The organism is Paracoccus sp. P2, from assembly GCF_046335115.1.
Taxonomy (GTDB): Bacteria; Pseudomonadota; Alphaproteobacteria; order Rhodobacterales; family Rhodobacteraceae; genus Paracoccus; species Paracoccus pantotrophus.
Window position 1 is genome coordinate 113,164 of record NZ_JBGOSN010000002.1, and the last position, 20,695, is coordinate 133,858.

19 protein-coding genes are annotated in these 20,695 nt (G+C 69.4%); 10 read left to right on the plus strand and 9 right to left on the minus strand.

The genetic code is table 11. The features are described from left to right. From ACDP63_RS01720 to ACDP63_RS01760, 9 genes are all read right to left on the minus strand, one after another. Positions 1-669, minus strand: a complete 669-nt coding sequence (locus ACDP63_RS01720; protein ID WP_024843783.1) for an amino acid ABC transporter permease — start codon at positions 667-669, stop codon at positions 1-3. 67 nt (positions 670-736) lie between these two features. Continuing rightward, on the minus strand, positions 737-1,750 hold the full coding sequence (locus tag ACDP63_RS01725; protein ID WP_051419605.1) for a LacI family DNA-binding transcriptional regulator: 1,014 nt from the start codon (positions 1,748-1,750) through the stop codon (positions 737-739). Between the two features lie 78 nt (positions 1,751-1,828). After that, a complete protein-coding gene (locus ACDP63_RS01730; protein WP_024843785.1) occupies positions 1,829-2,707 on the minus strand; it encodes an alpha/beta hydrolase in 879 nt (292 codons plus the stop codon). Then, positions 2,704-4,320: an ABC transporter ATP-binding protein gene (locus ACDP63_RS01735; RefSeq protein WP_028710256.1), complete on the minus strand. Its 1,617-nt coding sequence runs from the start codon at positions 4,318-4,320 to the stop codon at positions 2,704-2,706. Before ACDP63_RS01735 ends, ACDP63_RS01730 begins: the two co-directional genes overlap by 4 nt. A 3-nt stretch (positions 4,321-4,323) precedes the next feature. Continuing rightward, entirely contained in the window at positions 4,324-5,142 is an 819-nt protein-coding gene (locus tag ACDP63_RS01740) for an ABC transporter permease (protein ID WP_024843787.1), read from the minus strand. Between the two features lie 4 nt (positions 5,143-5,146). After that, complete coding sequence (locus ACDP63_RS01745; RefSeq protein ID WP_024843788.1) at positions 5,147-6,124, minus strand: ABC transporter permease; 978 nt, start codon at positions 6,122-6,124, stop codon at positions 5,147-5,149. Further along, a complete protein-coding gene (locus ACDP63_RS01750) occupies positions 6,121-7,575 on the minus strand; it encodes a carnitine 3-dehydrogenase (protein WP_028710255.1) in 1,455 nt (484 codons plus the stop codon). The genes ACDP63_RS01745 and ACDP63_RS01750 overlap by 4 nt, the downstream gene beginning before the upstream one ends. Then, positions 7,572-9,131, minus strand: a complete 1,560-nt coding sequence (locus ACDP63_RS01755) for an ABC transporter substrate-binding protein (protein ID WP_028710254.1) — start codon at positions 9,129-9,131, stop codon at positions 7,572-7,574. The genes ACDP63_RS01750 and ACDP63_RS01755 overlap by 4 nt, the downstream gene beginning before the upstream one ends. 44 nt (positions 9,132-9,175) lie before the next feature. Next, complete coding sequence (locus ACDP63_RS01760; protein ID WP_024843791.1) at positions 9,176-10,063, minus strand: 3-keto-5-aminohexanoate cleavage protein; 888 nt, start codon at positions 10,061-10,063, stop codon at positions 9,176-9,178. Between the two features lie 86 nt (positions 10,064-10,149). On the opposite strand from ACDP63_RS01760, the gene ACDP63_RS01765 reads away from it, so the two are divergent. The 10 genes from ACDP63_RS01765 (at position 10,150) to ACDP63_RS01810 (ending at position 20,611) form a co-directional block, all read left to right on the plus strand. Then, on the plus strand, positions 10,150-11,103 hold the full coding sequence (locus tag ACDP63_RS01765) for a GlxA family transcriptional regulator (RefSeq protein WP_024843792.1): 954 nt from the start codon (positions 10,150-10,152) through the stop codon (positions 11,101-11,103). Positions 11,104-11,279: 176 nt separating this feature from the next. Beyond that, on the plus strand, positions 11,280-11,960 hold the full coding sequence (locus ACDP63_RS01770; protein WP_051419604.1) for a GntR family transcriptional regulator: 681 nt from the start codon (positions 11,280-11,282) through the stop codon (positions 11,958-11,960). Positions 11,961-11,985: 25 nt separating this feature from the next. Then, entirely contained in the window at positions 11,986-12,966 is a 981-nt protein-coding gene (locus ACDP63_RS01775) for a TRAP transporter substrate-binding protein (protein ID WP_024843794.1), read from the plus strand. A 62-nt stretch (positions 12,967-13,028) separates the two neighbouring features. Beyond that, positions 13,029-13,535, plus strand: coding sequence for a TRAP transporter small permease (locus ACDP63_RS01780; RefSeq protein WP_024843795.1), 507 nt, complete (start codon positions 13,029-13,031; stop codon positions 13,533-13,535). Positions 13,536-13,538: 3 nt separating this feature from the next. Further along, positions 13,539-14,819 (plus strand): TRAP transporter large permease, encoded by a 1,281-nt coding sequence (locus ACDP63_RS01785; protein WP_024843796.1) that lies wholly within the window; start codon positions 13,539-13,541, stop codon positions 14,817-14,819. A 1-nt stretch (position 14,820) separates the two neighbouring features. After that, positions 14,821-15,864 (plus strand): L-idonate 5-dehydrogenase, encoded by a 1,044-nt coding sequence (locus ACDP63_RS01790; protein WP_028710252.1) that lies wholly within the window; start codon positions 14,821-14,823, stop codon positions 15,862-15,864. Positions 15,865-15,867: 3 nt separating this feature from the next. Next, positions 15,868-17,025, plus strand: coding sequence for an alpha-hydroxy acid oxidase (locus ACDP63_RS01795; RefSeq protein ID WP_024843798.1), 1,158 nt, complete (start codon positions 15,868-15,870; stop codon positions 17,023-17,025). Positions 17,026-17,043: 18 nt separating this feature from the next. Continuing rightward, complete coding sequence (uxuA, locus tag ACDP63_RS01800) at positions 17,044-18,252, plus strand: mannonate dehydratase (RefSeq protein ID WP_409927643.1); 1,209 nt, start codon at positions 17,044-17,046, stop codon at positions 18,250-18,252. Next, the gene (locus ACDP63_RS01805) at positions 18,249-19,697 is read left to right on the plus strand and encodes a mannitol dehydrogenase family protein (protein WP_024843800.1); all 1,449 of its coding nucleotides are present in this window, start codon (positions 18,249-18,251) and stop codon (positions 19,695-19,697) included. Before uxuA ends, ACDP63_RS01805 begins: the two co-directional genes overlap by 4 nt. Beyond that, a complete protein-coding gene (locus tag ACDP63_RS01810) occupies positions 19,694-20,611 on the plus strand; it encodes a sugar kinase (RefSeq protein WP_024843801.1) in 918 nt (305 codons plus the stop codon). The genes ACDP63_RS01805 and ACDP63_RS01810 overlap by 4 nt, the downstream gene beginning before the upstream one ends. Positions 20,612-20,695 lie beyond the last annotated feature (84 nt).

Genomic DNA, 20,695 nt, shown 5'->3' on the forward strand with positions numbered 1-20,695 from the left:
TCAGCGGCTCGCAGGATAGGTGAAGAAGGCGCGGCGGATGGCGGCGAACAGGGTCGAGAACCCCAGCGCCAGCAGGAAATACAGGATCGTCAGCACCAGGTAGATCTCGAAGCTGGCGAAGGTGCGGGCGTTCAGGTCCGCCCCGGCCGAGGCAAGGTCGTTGGCCGAGATGACCGAGACCACGCTGGAGGTCAGCATCAGGTAGATGAACTGGCTGGTCAGCGAGGGGTAGATGTTGCGCAGCGCCGGGATCATCACGACATAGCGAAAGATCTGGGCGGGGCCGAGGCCAAGCGCGCGGCCGGCCTCGATCTGGCCGCGGGGGATCGATTCGATGCCGGCCCGGATGATCTCGGTGCCATAGGCGCCGACATTGACCACCAGCGCCACCAGCGCGGCGGTGTTCGGCGACAGGCTGATACCGGCAGCGGGCAGGCCGAAGAAGATGAAGAAGATCTGCACCAGGAACGGCGTGTTGCGGATCACCTCGACATAGACATCGGTCAGCCAGCGCAGCGGCCGGATGCCCGAGGTCTTGGCCACCGCGCCCAGGACCGAGACGACCAGCCCCAGCACCATGGCCATCAGCGACAGCCGCACCGTCAGCCAGGCGCCGTAAAGCAGCAGGTCGAGATTGCCGAAAACCGGCTGGAAATTGAACTGATACATCTGCCCTCCCCTGCGGATGCGTCGATTCCTGTTATTTAGAACGATCTAAAAGAAGCAAATGCAAAAGTCAACCCGCTTCCCGCCCGCTGCTTTCCCGGATCACCAGCCGCGGCGCCAGGATCGCGCGCTCGACCGGCGCGCCGGCATCGGCCAGCCGCCGGGCCAGCAGGCGCGCGGCGGCAGCGCCGATCCCGGCCGGGTCCATGGCGACGCTGGTCAGCGGCGGATAGGTCAGCTCGGCCAGCGGCAGGTCGTCCAGGCCGACCACGCCCAGGTCGCGCCCCGGTTCCAGCCCGGCGCGGCGCAGGCCCAGCATCAGACCGGCGGCAAGGACATCGTTGAAGCACAGCACCGCCTCGGGCCGGCTTTGCAGCGCCAGCACCTCGGCGGCCGAGCGCGCCGCGCCCTCCCAGGTCAGGTCGGCCTCGACGATACCGGCATCCTCGGCGCCGGTCTCGGCCAGGGCGCGGGCAAAGCCGGCCAGCCGCTCCTCGCGCGCCGAGGTGCGGGCGCCGACCGACAGGAAGGCAATGCGGCGACGGCCGAGGCCGACCAGGTGCTGCACCGCCAGCCGCACCCCCTCGATATAGTCGGCGCCGGCGTAATCGGTGGCACCCCGGTCGATCTCGCGCAGCGACTGCACCATCGGCAGGCCCCAGCGGCGCATGCGCGCGGGCAGGCCCGGATCGGTCCCCGCCGCCGGGCACAGGATCACCCCATCGACACCATGGCCGCGAAAGCGTTGCAGGATGCCCTCCTGGCGCCGGGGATCGTCCTGGCTGTTGGCCAGCAGCACGACCCGGTCGTCCTCGCCCATCACCCGCTCGACCCCGGCCAGGAACTCGGTGAAGAACGCGTTCACCAGATTCGGCACGATCACCCCAACGGTGCGGCTGCTGTTGTTGCGCAGCCGCGCGGCGCCGATGTCGCGGACATAGTCCAGGTCTGCCATGACCTGCTCGACCTTTTCGCGGGTGTGATCGGCGACCAGGGGCGATTTGCGCACCACCAGCGACACGGTGGCGCGCGACACGCCGGCGATCCGCGCGACCTCGTCCAGCGTGACCCGTTTGCGCTGCATGGCGATCCCCCTCTCTCATGGCTCTCTCATGGCATTCGTGCCGGGGGGCGGGATGTCAAGCCCGCAGCGGATCGCCCCTCAGCGCGGCGGGCCGGCGAACCGCTGGATCGCGGCCAGGATCGCCTGGAAGCTGCGCCGCGCGCGGTCGCTGTGGCGGCGGGCCCGCAGATAGCCGTGGGGCAGTTCCGGCTCGTTGCGCCAATGCGCCGCGACGCCCTCGGCCCGCAGCCGCCGCACATAGTCGCGCCCGTCGTCGCGCAGCGGATCGACATCGGCGGTGACGACGAAGGCCGGCGCCAGCCCGGCCAGGCTGTCGGCCTGCAAGGGATGCGCCAGCGGATCGGCCGGCCCCTCGCCATGCAGCGCGGCGTGATAGCCGGCCAGATCCTCGGTGCGCAGCAGGGGCGCCTCGGCATTCTCGCGATAGGAGGGCGCGCTGCCGTCGCCGCCCAGGCCGGGATAGACCAGCACCTGCCCCAATGGCTGCCGCGCCCCGCGCCGCGACAGGCAAAGCGCGGCGGCCAGCAGCCCGCCCGCGCTGTCGCCCGCGATGACGGCGGGACGGTCCAGCGCGTCCCAGACCGCCTGCACATCCGCGATCTGCGCCGGCCAGCGATGCTCGGGCGCCAGCCGGTAATCGACCGCGACGACCTGCAACCCGGTGGCATCGGCGATCTCGGCGCAGACATCGTCATGGCTGTCGAGCCCGCCGACCACGAAACCGCCGCCATGCACATAGGCCACGGCCACGGGGGTCTCGGGGCCATAGACCCGGCAGGGCACGCCGCCGATGCGGCGATCCTCGACCTTCAGGCCCGGCGGGCGCGGGGCGCGAAAGACGGCGCACATCGCATCGTAGAAGCGGCGGTTGTCGGCGGCGCTGGCGCCGTTCGCCTCGGGCGGATAGGCGGCCTCGGTCCGGGCGATGAAGTCCAGCACCTGCGGATCGCGGATCATGCCGCGCCCTCGGCGATGCGGCCCTCGGCGATACGACGCGTCAGCCAGTCCGGGTCCATCTGCGGCACCGAGGCCAGCAATTCCCGCGTATAGGCATGGCGCGGCGGGTCCAGCACCTCGGCCTTCAGGCCCTTGTCCATGACCCGTCCGCCCCTCATCACCACCACCTCGTCGGCGATGGCGCGGACGGTGGCGATGTCATGGGTGATGAACATGTAGCTGACGCCGGTTTCGTCCTGCACCTTGCTGAGCAGCCGCAGGATGCCCTCGGCCACCAGTTGGTCCAGCGCGCTGGTCACCTCGTCGCAGATGATGAATTCGGGATCGGCGGCCAGCGCCCGGGCGATGCCGATGCGCTGCTTCTGTCCGCCCGACAGCTCGCCCGGCAGGCGGTCGAGAAACCGCGCCGGCTCCAGCTCGATCTGCTCCATCAGCGCGTTGAGCCGCGCCTCGCGCGCCCGGCCGGTCAGGCCCAGGTAGAATTGCAGCGGCCGCGACAGGATCTGCCGGATGGTCTGGCGCGGGTTCAGCGCCGTGTCGGCCATCTGGTAGATCATCTGCACCGCCCGCTTCTGTTCCAGCCCGCGCTGCGCCAAGCGCGGCGGCAGGGGCGTGCCGTTCAGCGCGATGCTGCCCGCGCGCGGCGGCAGCAGCCCGGTGATCGCCCGCGCCGTGGTGGACTTGCCCGAGCCGGATTCGCCCACCACCGCCACGGTGGCGCCGCGCGGGATGTCGAAGCTGACCTCGCTGAGCACGTCCAGCGCGGAATAGCCCGCCGTCACCTCGCGGATGCTGATCGTCGGCGCGCTGGCCTGCGGCAGGGCGCGCGGCGGCCGGCGGAACGCGCGCACCGCCCAGAGCGAGCGGGTGTAGTCCTGCGCCGGCGCCTCGATCATCCGGCGGGTCGGCGCATCCTCGACCTCGCGGCCGTGGCGCATGACCTTGATGCGGTCGGCCATCTGGGCGACCACGGCCAGGTCGTGGGTGATGTAGATCGCCGCCGTGCCGGTGGTCTCGACCGCCTGCCGGATCGCCGCCAGCACGCCGATCTGCGTGGTCACGTCCAGCGCCGTCGTCGGCTCGTCAAAGACGATCAGGTCGGGCTTGCAGGCCATGGCCATGGCGACCATGGCCCGCTGCAACTGCCCGCCCGAGACCTGATGCGGAAAGCGCAACCCGAAATTCTCCGGGTCGGGCAGGTGCATGGCGGCGTAGAGCTGGCGCGCGAAGGCTTCGGATTCCGCGCGGTCCGCCGTGTGGTGGATCGCCGGCCCCTCGCAGAACTGGTCCAGAAGCCGCCATGCCGGGTTGAAGCTTGCCGCCGCCGATTGCGCGACATAGGCGACGCGGCGGCCGCGAAAGGCGCGGCGCTGGCGCTCGGGCAATTGCAGCAGGTCGGTGCCGTCGAAGATCACCCGCCCGCCGGCAAAGCGCAGCCCGCCCTGGGCGAAACCCAGCGCCGCAAGGCCCAGCGTGGATTTCCCGGCCCCGGATTCGCCGATCAGCCCGACGACTTCGCCCCGGGCGACCTGCAGGTCGACGCCGTGCAGGATCGGGGTCCAGCCTTCCTCGCCCCGCGCCTCGACCTTCAGCTTCTCGATGTTCAGCAGCATGGTTCAGTCCTTCAGACCCGAGGCGCGGTGCAGCATCCAGTCCACCACGAAATTGACCGAGACCGTCAGCACCGCGATGCAGGCGGCGGGCATAAGCGGCGTGATGTCGCCGAAGGTGATCAGCGCCGCATTGTCGCGCACCATCGCGCCCCAGTCCGCCATCGGCGGCGGCAGGCCGAGGCCCAGGAAGCTGAGCGCCGAGATGGTCAGGAACACGAAGCAGAAGCGCAGCCCGAACTCGGCGATCAGCGGCGCCGAGATGTTCGGCAGCACCTCGCGGCTGATGATCCACCAGGTGCCCTCGCCGCGCAGCTGCGCCGCCTCGACATAGTCCATCACCATGACGTTCATCGCCGTGGCGCGGGCCAGGCGAAAGACCCGGGTGGAATCGAGGATCGCCACCACGACGACCAGGTTCGCCACCCCCGGTCCCAGCGCCGACAAGGCCAGCAGCGTCAGGATCAGCGCCGGCACCGCCATCAGCACATCGACCAGCCGCGACAGCGCCAGATCGACCCAGCCGCCAAGCGCCGCCGCCAGCAGTCCGGAAATGGCGCCGATGCCGAAGGCCAGCGCCGTGGTGACCAGCGCCACGCCCACGGTATTGCGCGCGCCCCAGATCAGCCGCGACAGCATGTCCCGGCCCAGCGTGTCGGTGCCAAGGGGATAGGCGGCGCTCCACGGCTCGAACTGGGCGCCGACGATCTGCGCCTCGGCATGGGGCGCCAGCAGCGGCGCGAAGAGCGCGATCACCGCATAGGCGGCGATGACCAGAACCCCAAGGATCGCGGTCGACGGCATGGTTTTCAGCATCCGGATCATGGCCTTACCTCGGATGCAGCAGGCGGGGGTTCGTGGCGATCGCCAGAACGTCGGCCAGCAGGTTCAGCAGGATATAGACCGCGGCAAAGATCAGCGCGCAGGCCTGCACCACCGGAATGTCGCGATTGGTGACGCTGTCCACCATCAGCTGGCCGAGGCCGGGATAGACGAAGACAACCTCGACGATGACGACGCCGGTGATCAGCCAGGCCACGTTCAGCGCCACCACGTTGACGATGGGCGCCAGCGCGTTCGGCAGGGCGTGGCGGGTGACGACGCGCCAGCGCGACACGCCCTTCAGCCGCGCCATGGTGACATAGGGCGCGCCCAGCACGTTGACGACCGCCGCCCGCGTCATCCGCATCATGTGGGCGGTGACTACCAGGACCAGGGTGATCGCGGGCAGGAAGGCGCGGCCCAGCATCTCGCCCAACCGCGGCGCGGCGCCGGGATCGGCGATCGAGGGAAACCAGCCCATCCTGACCGACAGCCAGAACATCAGGATATAGGCGATGAAAAACTCGGGGAAGGAAATCGCCGACAGCGTCGCCACATTGGCGATGCGGTCGAACCAGCTGCCGCGCCACAGGGCGGCGAGCAGGCCCAGCCCCACCGCCAGCGGCACCGCGATCACCGCCGCATAGGCGGCCAGGAACATGGTGTTGCCCAGGCGCGCGGCCAGCAGATCCGCCACCGGCCGGCCATTGGCCAGCGAGCGGCCGAAATCGCCCGACAGCACCCCGCCGACCCAGTCGAGATAGCGCCAGGCCAGCGGCTGATCCAGCCCAAGCTCGCGCCGGAAGGCCGCGACGGTCTCGGGCGTGGCGGACTGGCCCAGCACCTGCTGGGCGATGTCGCCGGGCAGCAGGCTGACGGCCAGGAAGATCAGCACCGAGATGACGAAGAGCGTAAAGACCCCGATGCCCAGCCGGCCCGCGATCATCCGCAGGATGGGCCGCCGCCGGGCCTCGGCGGCGCTCATGCGGTGGCCTCCTTCTGGCGGATCGGGCGGATGCCGGCGCCGGCATGATCAGGATGCGGCGCGCCGTCCTGCGCGGCCACCCGGTCCAGCGCCTCCAGCAGCGCGGACGGCATCGGGATGGCGCGCCCCTCGCCGGTATCGACATGCAGCAGCATATGCTCGCCGGTCGCGACCTCGCTGCCGTCCTCGCGCAGGATGGCGTGATGCAGGCGGAAGCGTTTCGCGTCATGGCCCAGCAGCCGGGTCTCGACGGTCAGCAATTCGCCCGCCCTCACCTCGGCCAGGTGGCGGATATGGGTCTCGACCGTATAGGCCGAGCGGCCCTGCGCCCGGTAATCGGCATCCAGCCCGATATGGATCAGGAAGGCGTCGGTCGCATCGCCCAGCACCTGCAGATAGCGGAACTCGGTCATGTGGCCGTTGTAATCGACCCAGCCGCCGGTCACGCAGGCCTGATGGATGCGCAGCGGATAGCCCGTCGCAGGCGTGGGCGCGCGGGCATAGAAGCCGTCCTCCTGCGCGCGCACGGTCTGGCCGACGCCCCAGTCGTTTGCCTTGAGCGCCTGGAAGATGCCGACCAGGTTGTCGTCGCGGATCCGCTCCAGCTCGCGGATCGAATGCCGGCCCGACTGCGCGTCGGACTGGCCGGCGATACGGTCGATCAGCGCCTCGTCGAGGTCGGGCACCTCCATCAGCTTGGTCCAGGGCCATTTCAGCGCCGGGCCGAACTGACCCAGGAAATGCCGCATCCCGGCCTCGCCGCCGGCGATGCGATAGGTCTCGAACAGGCCCATCTGCGCCCAACGCAGGCCGAAGCCGAAGCGGATGATGTCGTCGATCTCCTCGGTGGTGGCGATGCCGTCATGGACCAGCCACAGCGCCTCGCGCCAGACGGCTTCCAGCAGGCGGTCGCCGATATGGGCGTCGATCTCGCGCGCGATCCGGACCGGCTTCATGCCGACCGCCGCCAGGATCTCGCAGGCGCGATCCGCCGCCTCGCCGCCGCCCACGACCTCGACCACGGGCAGAAGGTAGACCGGGTTGAAGGGATGGGCGACGAGGATGCGGGCGGGATGCCGCGCCCCCTGCCGCAACTCAGACGGCTTGAAGCCCGAGGTCGAGGAGCCGATCAGCGCCGTCCCGGGCGCGGCGGCCTCGATCTCGGCGATGATGCGGTGCTTCAGCTCCAGCCGCTCGGGCACGCTTTCCTGGATATAGTCGGCGTCCCGGACCGCCTCGGCCAGCGAGCCGGCCCAGAGGATGCGCCCCGGCCGGGGCAGCGGCGCCTGGAACAGCTTTTCCCAGGCGCGGGTGGCATTCGCCAGCACCTCGCCGACGATGCGCTGCGCCTCGGGGTGGGGGTCGTGGACCGCCACGTCATGCCCCGAGAGGATGAAGCGGGCGATCCAGCCGCCGCCGATGACCCCGCCGCCGATTGCCGCGATCTTCATGCCTGCCACCACCGTTCCACGATCTTCCAGCCGTCGAGGAAGCGGTTCGACGCCACCTCGCCATGCGCCACCTTGTCATTGGCCACGTCGATATAGTTCACGAAAATGGGGATGATCGTGCCGCCATCCTCGGAGACCAGCCCCTGCATCTCGCGATACATCTCGGCGCGCAGGCCGTCGTCCAGCTCGGCCCGCGCCTTCAGCAGCAACTCGTTGAAGCGCTCGTTGTCCCAGTGGCTCTCGTTCCACTCGGCGCCACGGGCATAGACCAGGCTGAACATGTCGTCCTCGGTCGGGCGGCCGTTCCAGTAGCTGACGCAGAAGGGCTTCTTCAGCCAGACATTGGACCAATAGCCGTCGTCCGGCTCGCGCTTGACGGTCAGCTCGATCCCGGCCGCCTTGGCCGATTGCTGGAACAGCTGCACCATGTCGAGCGCCCCGACCGAGGCCGCGTCCGAGGCGGAAATCTCGACCTTCAGCCCCTCCATGCCGGCCTGTTTCAGGTAATGTTTCGCCTTGTCCGGGTCATAGGCCCGCTGCGGCAGGTCGGCGGCAAAGAAGCGGTTCGCCGGCGCGATCGGACTGTCATTGGCGATCTGGCCATGGCCGCGCAGCACCTTGTCCAGCACCTCCTGCCGGTCGATGGCGTATTTCAGCGCCAGCCGCAGGTTCGGATCGGTAAAGGGCGCCTGGTCGCAGAACATCGGCATGGTGTAATGCGCGGTCCCCGTCACCTCGACCAGTTGCAGGCCCGGACGGCGCTGCAACAGGTGCAACGTAGCGAGGTCGGGCGAGTTGATGACATCGACCTCGCCGGTCATCAGCGCATTCTGCCGGGCGGTGGCGTCGTTGATGGTCAGCAGCACCGCCTCGTCGAACCAGGCGCGGTCGGGCTTCCAGTAATCGTCGCGGCGCTTGAGCGTGATGCGCACGCCCGGCTCGAAATTCTCCAGCACATAGCCGCCGGTGCCCAGGCCCGACTGCCAGTCCAGCGTGCCGTCCTCGTTCGCCGGCATGATGACGAAGTGATAGTCCGAAGTCAGATAGGCGAAATCGGCATTGCCCGAGGTCAGCTCGAACACCACCACATTGTCGCCATCGGCGCGGATCTCCTTGACCTGTTCCAGCGAGCCCTTGGCGCCGGACTTGGTATCGGCGCCGCGATGGTGGTCGAAGGAGGCGATCACATCCCGCGCCGTGACCTTGCGCCCGTCCGAGAAGGTGACGCCATCCTTCAGGCGGAAGGTCCAGATCCGGGCCTCGGCATCGGGCTCGAACTCGGCCAGTTCGGGCACGGCCTGGCCCTTGGCGTCGATCTCGACCAGGTTGTTGCAGACCGCCAGCATCGCCGTCACCACCGGGCCGGCAGCATAGGTCGCCGGGTCCAGCGTGTCCGAGGTCGCCCCGCCCAGATGGCCGATGCGCAGCCTGCCGCCGCGCCTGGCCTCTTGCGCCCGCGCGCCGCGCGGCAGGATCAGCCCCGCCGCCGCCACGCCCGCCGCGCCGGCCAGCAAGCCCCGCCTCGTCAGCCCCCGACTCGTCAGATTGATGCTCATGGTGGACCCCCTGTCTTGTGTTATGGATTGGTTCGGCCTGCGGCTCAGCGCCGGGTCAGCTTCAGCTTGTCGCGCACCTCCTGCGGACCGAGGATGCGGCAGCCCATCGCATTCAGGATCGTCGCCGCCCGCTCGACCAGATCGCCGTTGCGGGCCGGCACGCCCTTGTCCAGCCAGATGTTGTCCTCAAGCCCGACGCGCACATTGCCGCCGGCCAGCGCCGCCTGCGCGACATAGGGAAGCTGCATCCGCCCGATCGAGAACATGGAATAGACCCAGCCGGGCGGGATGTTGTTCACCATCGCCATCAGGCTGTTCGGATCGGCCGGCGCACCATAGGGGATGCCCATGCACAGCTGGATCATCACCGGATCGTCGATCAGCCCCTCCTCCACCAGCGTCTTGGCCAGCCACAGATGGCCGGTGTCGAAGACCTCGATCTCGGGCCGCACCCCCGCCGCCTGGATGCGTGCCGCCATGGCGCGCAGCGTACCGGGGGTGTTGGTCATGACGTAATCGGCCTCGGCGAAGTTCATCGTGCCGCAATCGAGGGTGCAGATCTCGGGCAGCAGTTCCTCGACATGTACCAGCCGCTCGCTGGCGCCGATCAGGTCGGATTGCGGCGACAGCGGCAGCGGCGCCTCGGCCGAGCCCAGCACGATGTCGCCGCCCATGCCCGCCGTCAGGTTCAGCACCACGTCGGTGCCCGCGGAGCGCACCCGCTCCACCACCTCGCGATACAGCGCCGGATCGCGCGATGGGGCGCCGGTATCGGGATCGCGCACATGCACATGGGCGATGGCCGCACCCGCCTTCGCCGCCTCGATGCAGGCTTCGGCGATCTGGCGGGGCGTGATCGGCACCAGGTCGGACTTCTTGTGGCTCTGCCCCGATCCGGTCACCGCGCAGGTGATGAAGACGTCACGGTTCATTCATGGCTCCGGCAATGTGTGATTTCACCGCAGCCTGACAGCTATTTGGCTGGCATGATGTGCAGTTTACGCCATAATCTTTGCCCATGTCGCCAAAATCGCCGCTGCACCTGACCTTCCTGCTGTTCGACGGCTTCTCGAACATGGTGCTGGCCAGCGCCATCGAGCCCCTGCGGGCGGCCCGCGACCTGTCGGGGCGGCGGCTGTTTTCCTGGCAGGTCAGCTCGCTGGACGGCGGGGCGGTCACCAGCTCGTCGCGGCTGGCGATCGCGGTCGATCTGCCGCTGGAACGGGTGGGGGCGACGGATGCGCTGATCCTGGTCTCGGGCTACGGCATGCGCGACCATTTGCAGCGCGACTCGATGCGGGCGGTGCTGCGCAAGGCGCGCGGGCTGCCGGTGTTGGGCGGCCTCGACACCGGGGCGTGGCTGCTGGCGCAGATGGGCCTGCTGGCCGGGCGCCGTGCCGCGATCCACTGGATGGAGCGCGAGGCGCTGGCCGAGGCCTTTCCGGAAATCACCGTGGTGCCCGACCCCTATGTCGCGGACGGCAATATCGTCACCTGCGGCGGCGCGCAAAGCGTACTCAGCTGGTCGCTGGACCTGATCGGCGCACAGGCAGGCGAGGCGCTGCGCTTCGACGTGGCCAACATGTTCGGCCGGGTCATGGGCCGCAGCACCGATCCGGTGGAATGGCAATTGCCCAGCCGCATGACCGACAGCGCCCTGCCACCGGCGCTGCAGCGCGCCATCGTCGCCATGCGCGAAACCGCCGAACAGCCCTTGCCCCTGCCCCGCATCGCCGAGCGCGCGGCGCTGTCGCCGCGCAGCATGGACCGGCTGTTCCATGCCCATCTGGGCCTGTCGGCCGGCGGCTATTACCGGCAGATCCGGCTGTCCCATGCCCGGGCGCTGGCGCTGGAAACCAAGCTGTCGCTGGGCGAGATCGCCTCGCGTACCGGGTTCTCGTCGCCCGCCACGCTGGCACGCGCCTATCGCCGCGCTTTCGGGGAAACCGTGCGGAAAACCGGGACGCGATAGCGGTCAAAGCCGCGATATGCGGCGATGCGGGGGATTTCCGTCGATCGGCCCGCTGCCCTGGCCCATCCCGTGATCGCGCTGCCTCGAAGCGATCGCGCCTTCGCTGCCCACATGATGCATCTTTTTTATTTACTAGTATGCAAGTATGCAATACATCCGGCCCAGGGGGAAGAATCATGTCCATGCAGCCCAATATCGACTTCACGCTTTCAACCGCGCCGCAGGTCTATGACTGGCTGCGGGACGCGATCCTGCGCGGCGCGCTGCCGCCCGGCACCCGGCTGAGCGAAACCGAGATCGCCACCCAGGTCGGCGTCAGCCGCCAGCCGGTGCGCGAGGCCTTCATCCGCCTGACCGCCGACGGGCTGGCCGAGGTCCGGCCCCAGCGCGGCACCTATATTCGCCGCATCTCGGTTTCGGCGGTGCTGTCGGCGCGGCTGATCCGCGAGGCGGTCGAGAGCGATCTGATCCGCATGCTGGCCAAGCAGGCCGACGACCGGCTGCTGGCCCATCTGGACCGCGAGATCGAGGAACAGGCCCAGGCCGTCGCCCGCAACGATGCCGAAACCTTCGTGCGGCTGGACGACCGCTTCCACCGGCTGCTGGCCGTGGCCGCCGGGCAGGAGGCGGTCTGGGAGGTGCTGGAGGGGCTGAAATCGCAGATGAACCGCCTGCGCTACATCACCGCGCGCACCTTCGACATCCAGAAGCTGATCGGCCAGCACGCCGAGATCGTCGAGGGCCTGCGCAACCACGATCCCGGCCTGGCCGAAGCCGCCATGCGCCGCCACCTGCGCGAATTGCTCAACGACCTGCCCGAGATCGCGCGCGCGCGCCCCGAACTTTTCATACCCTGACCCCGCATCATCCCGGAGGAGAACCATGATCACCCTGAACCGTCGCCGCTTCGCGGCGCTGGCCGTGGCCTGCATGACCGCCGCTTCCGCCATGGGCGCCTCGGCCGCAGAACTGACGCTGAAGCTCGGCCATCTGGCGAACGAGCAGAACTCCTGGCACAAGGCGTCGCTGAAATTCGCCGAGGAGCTTGACCGCCTGACCGAGGGCCGCATCGCCGTCGAGGTCTTCCCGAACGACTCGCTGGGCCGCGAGATGGACCTGATCAACGGCATGCAGCTCGGCACGGTCGAGATGACCATCACCGGCGAAAGCCTTCAGAACTGGGCGCCCATGGCGGCCCTGCTGGCCATTCCCTATGCCTATCAGTCGCTTGAACACATGGACGCGGTCGCCGGCGGCGAGATCGGCCAGCAGATCGAGGCGCAGATCATCGAGCGCGCGCAGGTCAGGCCCATCGCCTATTTCGCCCGCGGCCCGCGCAACCTGACCGCGAACCACCCCATCACCACCCCGGCCGAGCTGAACCGCATGCGGCTGCGGGTGCCCAACGTGCCGCTCTTCGTCGACACCTGGACCGCGCTCGGCGCCCAGCCGACGCCGATGGCTTTCTCGGAAGTCTTCACCTCGCTGCAGAACGGCACCATCGGCGGGCAGGAAAACCCGCTGGCGCTGATCCAGGCCGCCTCGCTGAACGAGGTGCAGAGCCATGTGAACCAGACCGAGCATGTGCGCAGCTGGATCTACCTGACCATCGCCGAGCAGGTCTGGCAGCGCCTGTCCGAAGAGGACCAGGCCCATGTGCTGGAGGCCGCCCGCATCGCGCAAGAGTTCGAGCGCGAGCAGTTCCTGCAGGACGAGGACGCCATCCGCGCCGATCTGGAGGCCAAGGGCATGACCTTCGTCGAGGTCGACCAGCAGGCATTCGCCGAGGGCTCGCGCGATGCGGTGATCAAAAGCGTCGACGAAAGCATCAGGCCCATCGTCGAGGATCTGTTCAACCACTGAACGGCAACGGGACGGAGCCGGCGCGCAGCCCGCGCCGGGGCCTTCCCCAAGGGTTTGGAACCATGAAAAACCTGGCACTCTTGCAACGCGGCGTCGCGGCGGCCAGCCGGTTTGCGGTGGGCATCGCCTTCTTCGCGCTGATCGTGGTGGTCACGCTTCAGATCGCCACCCGGACCTTCGGCCTGCCCTCGCCGGTCTGGACCGAGGAACTGTCGCGCTATCTGCTGCTCTACATGACCGCCTTCGGCATCGGCCTGTCGCTGATGACGGGCGAGCTGGTGAACGTGGACCTGCTGCAGGAAACCGTCTCGGAGGCCCGCGCCTGGTGGATGCGGCTGATCGCGGCGATCTGCACCGCGGCGCTTGGCGCGGTGATGGTCTGGCCGGCCTGGAAATTCACCACCATCGGCGCCTTCCAGCGCTCGCCCAGCCTGCGCTGGCCGATGGACATCATCCACGCTTCGGTTCTGGTGCTGTCGGTCCTGCTGTTCCTGTTCGCGCTTTTGCGGGTGATCGGCATGATCGCCGGCACCGATGACGGGCGGCCCCACCTTGCCGAGGAAGCCTGATCCATGGACCTTTTCCTGCTTCTAACCACCTTCATCGTGACGCTGGCGCTTGGCGTGCCGGTCGCGGTCTGCCTGGGGCTGGCCTCGCTGGCCTATATCCTGTCAGCGGGGCTGCCGGTCGTCATCATCCCGCAGCGCATGTATGCGGGCATGGACGTCTTCGTGCTGCTGTGCATTCCCGGCTTCATCCTGGCCGGCAACCTGATGAACTTCGGCGGCATCACCGAACGCATCATCCGCCTGGCCAATGCCATGGTGGGCTGGATGCGCGGCGGGCTGGCCATGGCCAATGTCGCGGATTCGATGATGTTCGGCGGCGTCTCGGGCACGGCGGTCGCCGATGTCGCCGCGACCGGCGGGGTGATGATCCCCGGCATGAAGAAATCCGGCTATCCCGGCGATTTCGCCGCCGCGATCACCGCCGCCTCGGCGACGGTTGGACCGATGCTGCCGCCCAGCGTGCCGATGATCATCGTCGGCGCCCTGTCGGGCATCTCGGTCGGGCAGCTGTTCCTGGCCGGTGCGGTGCCGGGCGTTCTGATGGGCATCGGCATGGCGATCACCTGCTATATCCTTGCCGTGCGCCGCAACTATCCGCGCCAGCAATGGCAGGGCTTCGGCGAGCTGGTCGCGGCCTTCCTCGCCGCCTTCTGGGCGCTGGCCATGACCGGGCTGATCATCGGCGGGCTGCTGACCGGCATCGCGACGCCGACCGAGACCGCCATCGTCGCCTGCCTCTACGCCTTTGTCGTCGGCGCCTTCGTCTATCGCGAGTTGCCGATCCGCGCGGTGCCGCGCATCGTCGTCAACAGCGCGATCTCCTCGGCCGGCATCCTGGCGCTGGTGGGCTTCGCCAATGTCTTCGGCTCGATCCTGGCCTCCGAGCGCATCCCGCAGATGCTGGTCAGCAGCGTGCTGGCGATCACCGACAACCCGATCCTGGTCATCCTGCTGATCAACGTGCTGCTGCTGTGCATCGGCATGTTCATGGAAACCATCGCGGCCCTCATCATCCTGTTCGTGCCCCTGCTTGGGCTGGCGACCAGCGTCGGCATCGAGCCGCTGCATTTCGCCACCTTCGCGGTCTTGAACCTGATGATCGGCCTGACCACGCCGCCGGTGGGGGTCTGCCTGTTCGTCGCCTGCAACATCGCCCGCGAGCCCTTGGCCAAGGTGATCAGCGCGGTCATTCCCTTCCTGATCTCGAACATCGTGGTGCTGCTGCTGGTCTCCTATTACCCGCCCTTCGCCACCTGGCTGCCGACGACGCTGATGGGGAACTGACATGACACGCGACATCGCCTGCCGCCTGCACGCGGCCCACGACCTGCGGATCGAGCCCCTGGCCGAACCGCAACCCGCCCCAGGCACCGCCCTGATCCGCGTGCTGCGCGGCGGCATCTGCGGCTCGGACCTGCATTACTATCACGATGGCGACTTCGGCCCGGTCCGGGTGCGCCAACCCATCGTGCTGGGCCACGAAGCCGCCGGCGTGGTGGAAAGCGCGCCCGAGGGGTCCGGTCTGGTGCCGGGCCAACTGGTGGCGCTGTCGCCCTCGCGCCCCTGCGGCGAATGCGACTATTGCCGCGCGGGGACCGAGCGGCATTGCCTGGCCATGCGCTTCAACGGCTCGGCCATGCGGATGCCGCATGAGGACGGCTTCTTCCGCAACCGGCTGTATCACCCGCTGGGCCAATGCCTGCCGCTGCCCGAAGGAACCAGCGCCGAAGCCGCCGCCGGGGCCGAGCCGCTGGCCGTCTGCCTGCACGCCCTGACCATGGCGCCCGACCTGTCCGGCCAGCGGGTGCTGATCACCGGCGCCGGTCCCATCGGCGCCATCTGCACCGCGCTGGCCCGCCTGCGCGGCGCGGCCGAGATCGTGGTGACGGATGTGCAGGACTTCACGCTGGAGATCGCCCGCCGCATGGGCGCCGACCGGGCGGTGAACGTGGCCGAAGATCCCGACGCCCTGGCCGACCTGGCCCAGGGCAAGGGCCGCATCGACGTGGTGCTGGAATGCTCGGCCAATCCCCATGCCATCGCGCAGGCCATCGGCTTGGCGCGGCCGCAGGCCACCATGGTCCAGATCGGCGTCGGCGGCACCCTGCCCCTGCCCTTGAACCTGATCGTCGCCAAGGAGTTGCGCCTTTTCGGCACGCACCGCTTCGACCGCGAATTTGCCGAGGCCGCGCACATGATCGGCGCGGGCCAGATCGACCTGTCGCCCATGGTCACGCAAGTCCTGCCCGCGGCCGAGGCGCAGCGGGCCTTCGACCTGGCCGGCGACCGGGCGCAGGCGGTCAAGGTACAGCTGGATTTCGGGGACTGAATCATGCCGGTCATCACCGAGATCGAGGATCTGCGCCGCCTGCACCGGCGGCGCGTCCCGCGCATGTTCTACGATTACGTCGATGTCGGCGCCTGGACCGGCAGCACCTATCGCGCCAACCGCGCCGATTTCGAACGCATCCTGCTGCGCCAGCGCGTCGCCCGCAACATCGAGGCCCGCAGCCTTGCCACCACCATGCTGGGCCAGCCGGTCTCGATGCCGCTGGCTCTGGCCCCGGTGGGGCTCTTGGGCATGCAGCACCCGGATGGCGAGATCCTCGCCGCCCGCGCCGCGCATTCCGCCGGCGTGCCCTTCACGCTGTCGACCATGTCGATGTGCTCGCTGGAGGACGTGGCGGCAGCGACGGGGGCGCCGTTCTGGTTCCAGCTCTATACCCTGCGGGACGAGGAGTTCCTTGACAATATCCTGGACCGCGCCCGCCGCGCCGGGGTCACGGCGCTGGTGCTGACGCTGGACCTGACCATTCAGGGCCAGCGCCACAAGGATCTGAAGAACCGCATGACCGCACCGCCGCGGCTGACGCTGCCGAACCTGATCGACATCGCGCTGCATCCCCGCTGGGCGCTGGGGATGCTGGGCACGCGCCGGCGCAGCTTCGGCAATATCGTCGGCCATGCCCGCGGCGTCGACAGCCTGGGCGACCTGATGGACTGGACCGCGCGCCAGTTCGACCAGCGGCTGGACTGGGCGCGGGTCGAACAGATCATCCGCAAATGGGGCGGGCCGGTGATCCTGAAAGGCATCAACGACCCCGAGGACGCGCGGCGCGCGCTGGATACCGGCTGCGACGCGATCCTGGTCTCGAACCATGGCGGGCGGCAGCTGGACGGCGCCCCCTCGACCATCCGCACGCTGCCCGCGATCCGCCGGGCGGTCGGCCCGGACTTTCCGCTTTATCTCGACGGCGGCATCCAGTCGGGACAGGAGGCGCTGAAGGCCATCGCCAGCGGCGCGAACGGCGTCTTTGTCGGCCGCGCCTTCACCTATGGGCTGGGCGCCATGGGGCAAAGGGGCGTCGAGACGGCGCTGGCCATCCTGCGCCGCGAAATGGACATCACCATGGCGCTATGCGGCGTCAACGACATCAAGGATTTCGGTTCCGGCTGCCTGTGGCCCGACGACCGCGGCAATGCCGCCTGAGGAACAAGGAAACGTGAAATGCGACATACCTGGCGCTGGTTCGGCCCCAAGGATCGGGTCTCGATCGACGACATGCTGCAGGCGGGGGTGCAGGGCGTTGTGACCTCCCTGCACCACGTCCCGACCGGAACCGTCTGGTCCCCCGGGGAAATCGCCCGCCGGCAGGCCGAACTGGCGCTGATGGCGGACGGCGCGCCCTCGGGCCTGAAATGGGAGGTGGTCGAAAGCCTGCCGGTCAGCGAGGCGATCAAGACCCAGACCGGCGACTGGCGGGCGCATGTCGAGAACTGGATCGCCTCGATGCGCAACCTGAAGGAGGCCGGGATCGAGGTCATCTGCTACAATTTCATGCCGGTGCTGGACTGGACCCGCACCGACCTGGCCTGGCGGCGCCCGAACGGCGCACGCTGCATGCGCTTCGACTTCACCGATTTCGCCGCCTTCGACATCCATATCCTGCAGCGCAAGGGCGCGGCCGAGGATTTCCCCGAGGAGGTGCGCGACGAGGCCGCCCGCCGCTTCGCCCAGATGGACGAGGCCCGGCGCGAAGAGCTGGCCGGCAACGTGGTCTTCGGCCTGCCCGGCGCGGCCGAGCATTTCACCCTGCAGGACGTGCGGGCGCTCCTGGACAGCTATGCCCCGGTGACGGACGCGGTGCTGCGCCGGCATTTCCACGATTTCCTGGAACAGGTCGTCCCGGTCGCGCAAGAGATCGGGGTGCGGCTCTGCTGCCATCCCGACGACCCGCCCTTCGGCCTTTTGGGCCTGCCGCGGGTGATGTCCACCGAGGCGGATTACGCCGAGCGCATGGCCGCCGTGGACCTGCCGGCAAACGGCATCACGCTCTGCTCGGGCTCGCTGGGGGCGCGGCCGGACAATGACCTGCCGGGCATGATGGCGCGGCTGGGCGACCGGGTGCATTTCCTGCACCTGCGCAACGTGCGCCGCGACACGGATGCGATCCGCGGCTCGTTCTTCGAGGACGAACATCTGGGCGGCCAGACCGACATGGTGGCGCTGGTCGCCGCGGTGCTGCGCGAGGAAGCCCGCCGCCGCGCCGCCGGCCGCGCCGATGCCGTGATCCCGATGCGCCCCGATCACGGCCAGGACATCCTGGACGATATCGGCCGCGGCGGCCAGCCCGGCTATCCCGCCATCGGCCGGCTCAAGGGCCTGGCCGAGCTGCGCGGCGTGGAACTGGCGCTGAGCCACGGGGCACGGACATGAGCGCGCCGCTGATCAGGCTGGCCGACCTGCCGCCCGGCGTCGCGCGGCCGCGCTATGACCGCGCGGCGCATGGCATGGGCATCCTGCATCTGGGGCTGGGCGCCTTTCACCGCGCGCATCAGGCGGTCCATACCGACGATGCGCTGGCGGCCGAGGGCGGCGACTGGCGCATCCTCGGCGCCAACCTGCGCAGCCGCGAGATCCCGGAGGCGCTGAACGCGCAGGACGGGCTTTTCACCGTGCTGGAGCGTTCGGACAGCGACCGGGCGCGGGTGATCGGCGCGCATGGCCCGGCCATCGGCGGCGACGCAGCCGCGATCCTGCGCGCCGCCTGCGATCCGGCGATCCGCATCCTGTCGCTGACCGTCTCGGAAAAGGCTTACGGCATCGACCGCGCCGCCATGGATGCCGATCCGGCCCATCCGGCGGTGGCCGCCGACCTGGCGCAGCCGCAGGCGCCGCAGGGTGTGCTGGGCATCATCACCGCGGCCCTGGCGGCGCGGCGCGAGGCCGGGGTCGCGCCCTTCACGGTGCTCAGCTGCGACAACCTGCCCGACAACGGCGCCTTGCTGCGCGCCGGGGTGCTGGGCTTTGCCCGCCGCCGCGACCCCGGTCTGGCCGGCTGGATCGCCGATCATGTCGCCTTTCCGGCGACCATGGTGGACCGCATCACCCCGGCTACGACCGAACGCACCCTGGCCGATGCCGAGGCGCTGACCGGGTATCGCGACCTGGCCGCGGTCGAGACCGAGCCCTTCAGCCAATGGGTGATCGAGGACCATTTCCCGCAGGGCCGCCCGGTATGGGAGGCCGGCGGCGCGCTGTTCGTCCAGGACGTGCGCCCGCATGAGGCGATGAAGCTGCGCATGCTGAACGGCAGCCATTCCCTGATCGCCTATGCCGGGCAGATGCTGGACCTGCCCCATGTCCGCGACGCCATGGCCGATCCGTCGCTGGTGGCGCTGGTCCGCCGCCACATGCGGGCAGCAGGCGCGACCCTGCCGCAGGGCGCCGGGCTCGACCCCGAAGCCTATGCCGCGGCGCTGCTGGCACGCTTTGCCAACCCCGCCATCGCCCACCAGACCCGGCAGATCGCCATGGACGGCACCGAGAAACTGCCGCAGCGCTGGTTCGCCCCCGCGGCCGAGGCGCTGCAAGCCGGCAACGACGCCCGCCCCTTCGCCTTCGCCACCGCGACCTGGCTGGCCTGGCTGACCACGCAGCAGCAGGCCCCGGATGATCCGCGCGGCGCGGCGCTGCTGGAGCTGGCCCGCAAGGCGGGCGAGGACGACGCGGCGCTGGTGCGCTCGGTCCTGGCGCTGCCGGGTCTGACACCGCCATCGCTGGTCGGCGATGCCGGTTTCACCCAGGCGGTGCGCCGGACCGTCAGCCATATCCGCCGCGACGGCTTGCGCGCGGCCATGGCGACGGAGTTGGCATCATGACCGGCAAGCCCATCCTTTCCATCGGCGAAGCGATGGTCGAGCTGTCGCCCTCGGGCCAGGACGGGCTGTGGCGGCTGGGCATCGCCGGCGACACGCTGAACACCGCCTGGTATCTGCGCCGCCTGCTGCCGGCCGACTGGCGCGTCGCCTATTGCAGCCGCGTGGGCCTGGGCGAGTTCTCGCAGCAGATGGTCGATTTCCTGGCCGCCGAGGGGATCGACGCGACCCATGTCACCCGCGACCCGCAGCGCGAGATCGCGCTCTATGCCATCTCGCTGAAGGATGGCGAGCGCAGCTTCAGCTATTGGCGCGACACCTCGGCGGCCAGGGGGCTGGCCGACGATCCGGCCGCGCTGGCCGCGGCACTGGCGGGCGCAGGCATCGCCTATTTCTCGGGCATCACCCTGGGCATCCTGCCCCCGGCCGGCCGCGCCGCGCTGATCGCGGCGCTGAAGGGCGCCCGCGACGCAGGCACGCAGGTGGTCTTCGACCCCAACCTGCGGCCCAAGCTCTGGCCGGACATTCCGACCATGTGCCGCGAGATCGAGGCGGCGGCGGCCGTGGCCGACCTGGTGCTGCCCAGCTTCGACGACGAGCGCGGCTTTTTCGGCGATGCCGATCCGCAGGCGACGGTGGCGCGCTATCTGGCGCGCGGGGCCGGGCAGGTCGTGGTCAAGGCGGGCGGCGACGCCATCCGCTATGGCGGGCGCGAGGGCGCGGGGCTGGTCGAGGGCCTGCCGCGCGAGGTGCCGGTGGACACCACCTCGGCCGGGGACAGCTTCAATGCCGGCTACCTGGCCGCGCGGCTGGACGGCGCCGACATCCCCGCCGCCATCCGCCGGGCACATGATCTCAGCCGCGTGGTGATCCGCCATCGCGGCGCCTTGGTGCGCGAGGCCGTCGCGCGGGGCTGACCTGCGCGCGGGCCGCATCCCATCACCCGCCCGGTGCGGCGGGCGGAGGCCCCGCCCCGCGCCCCTGCGGACTCGACTCCAAGC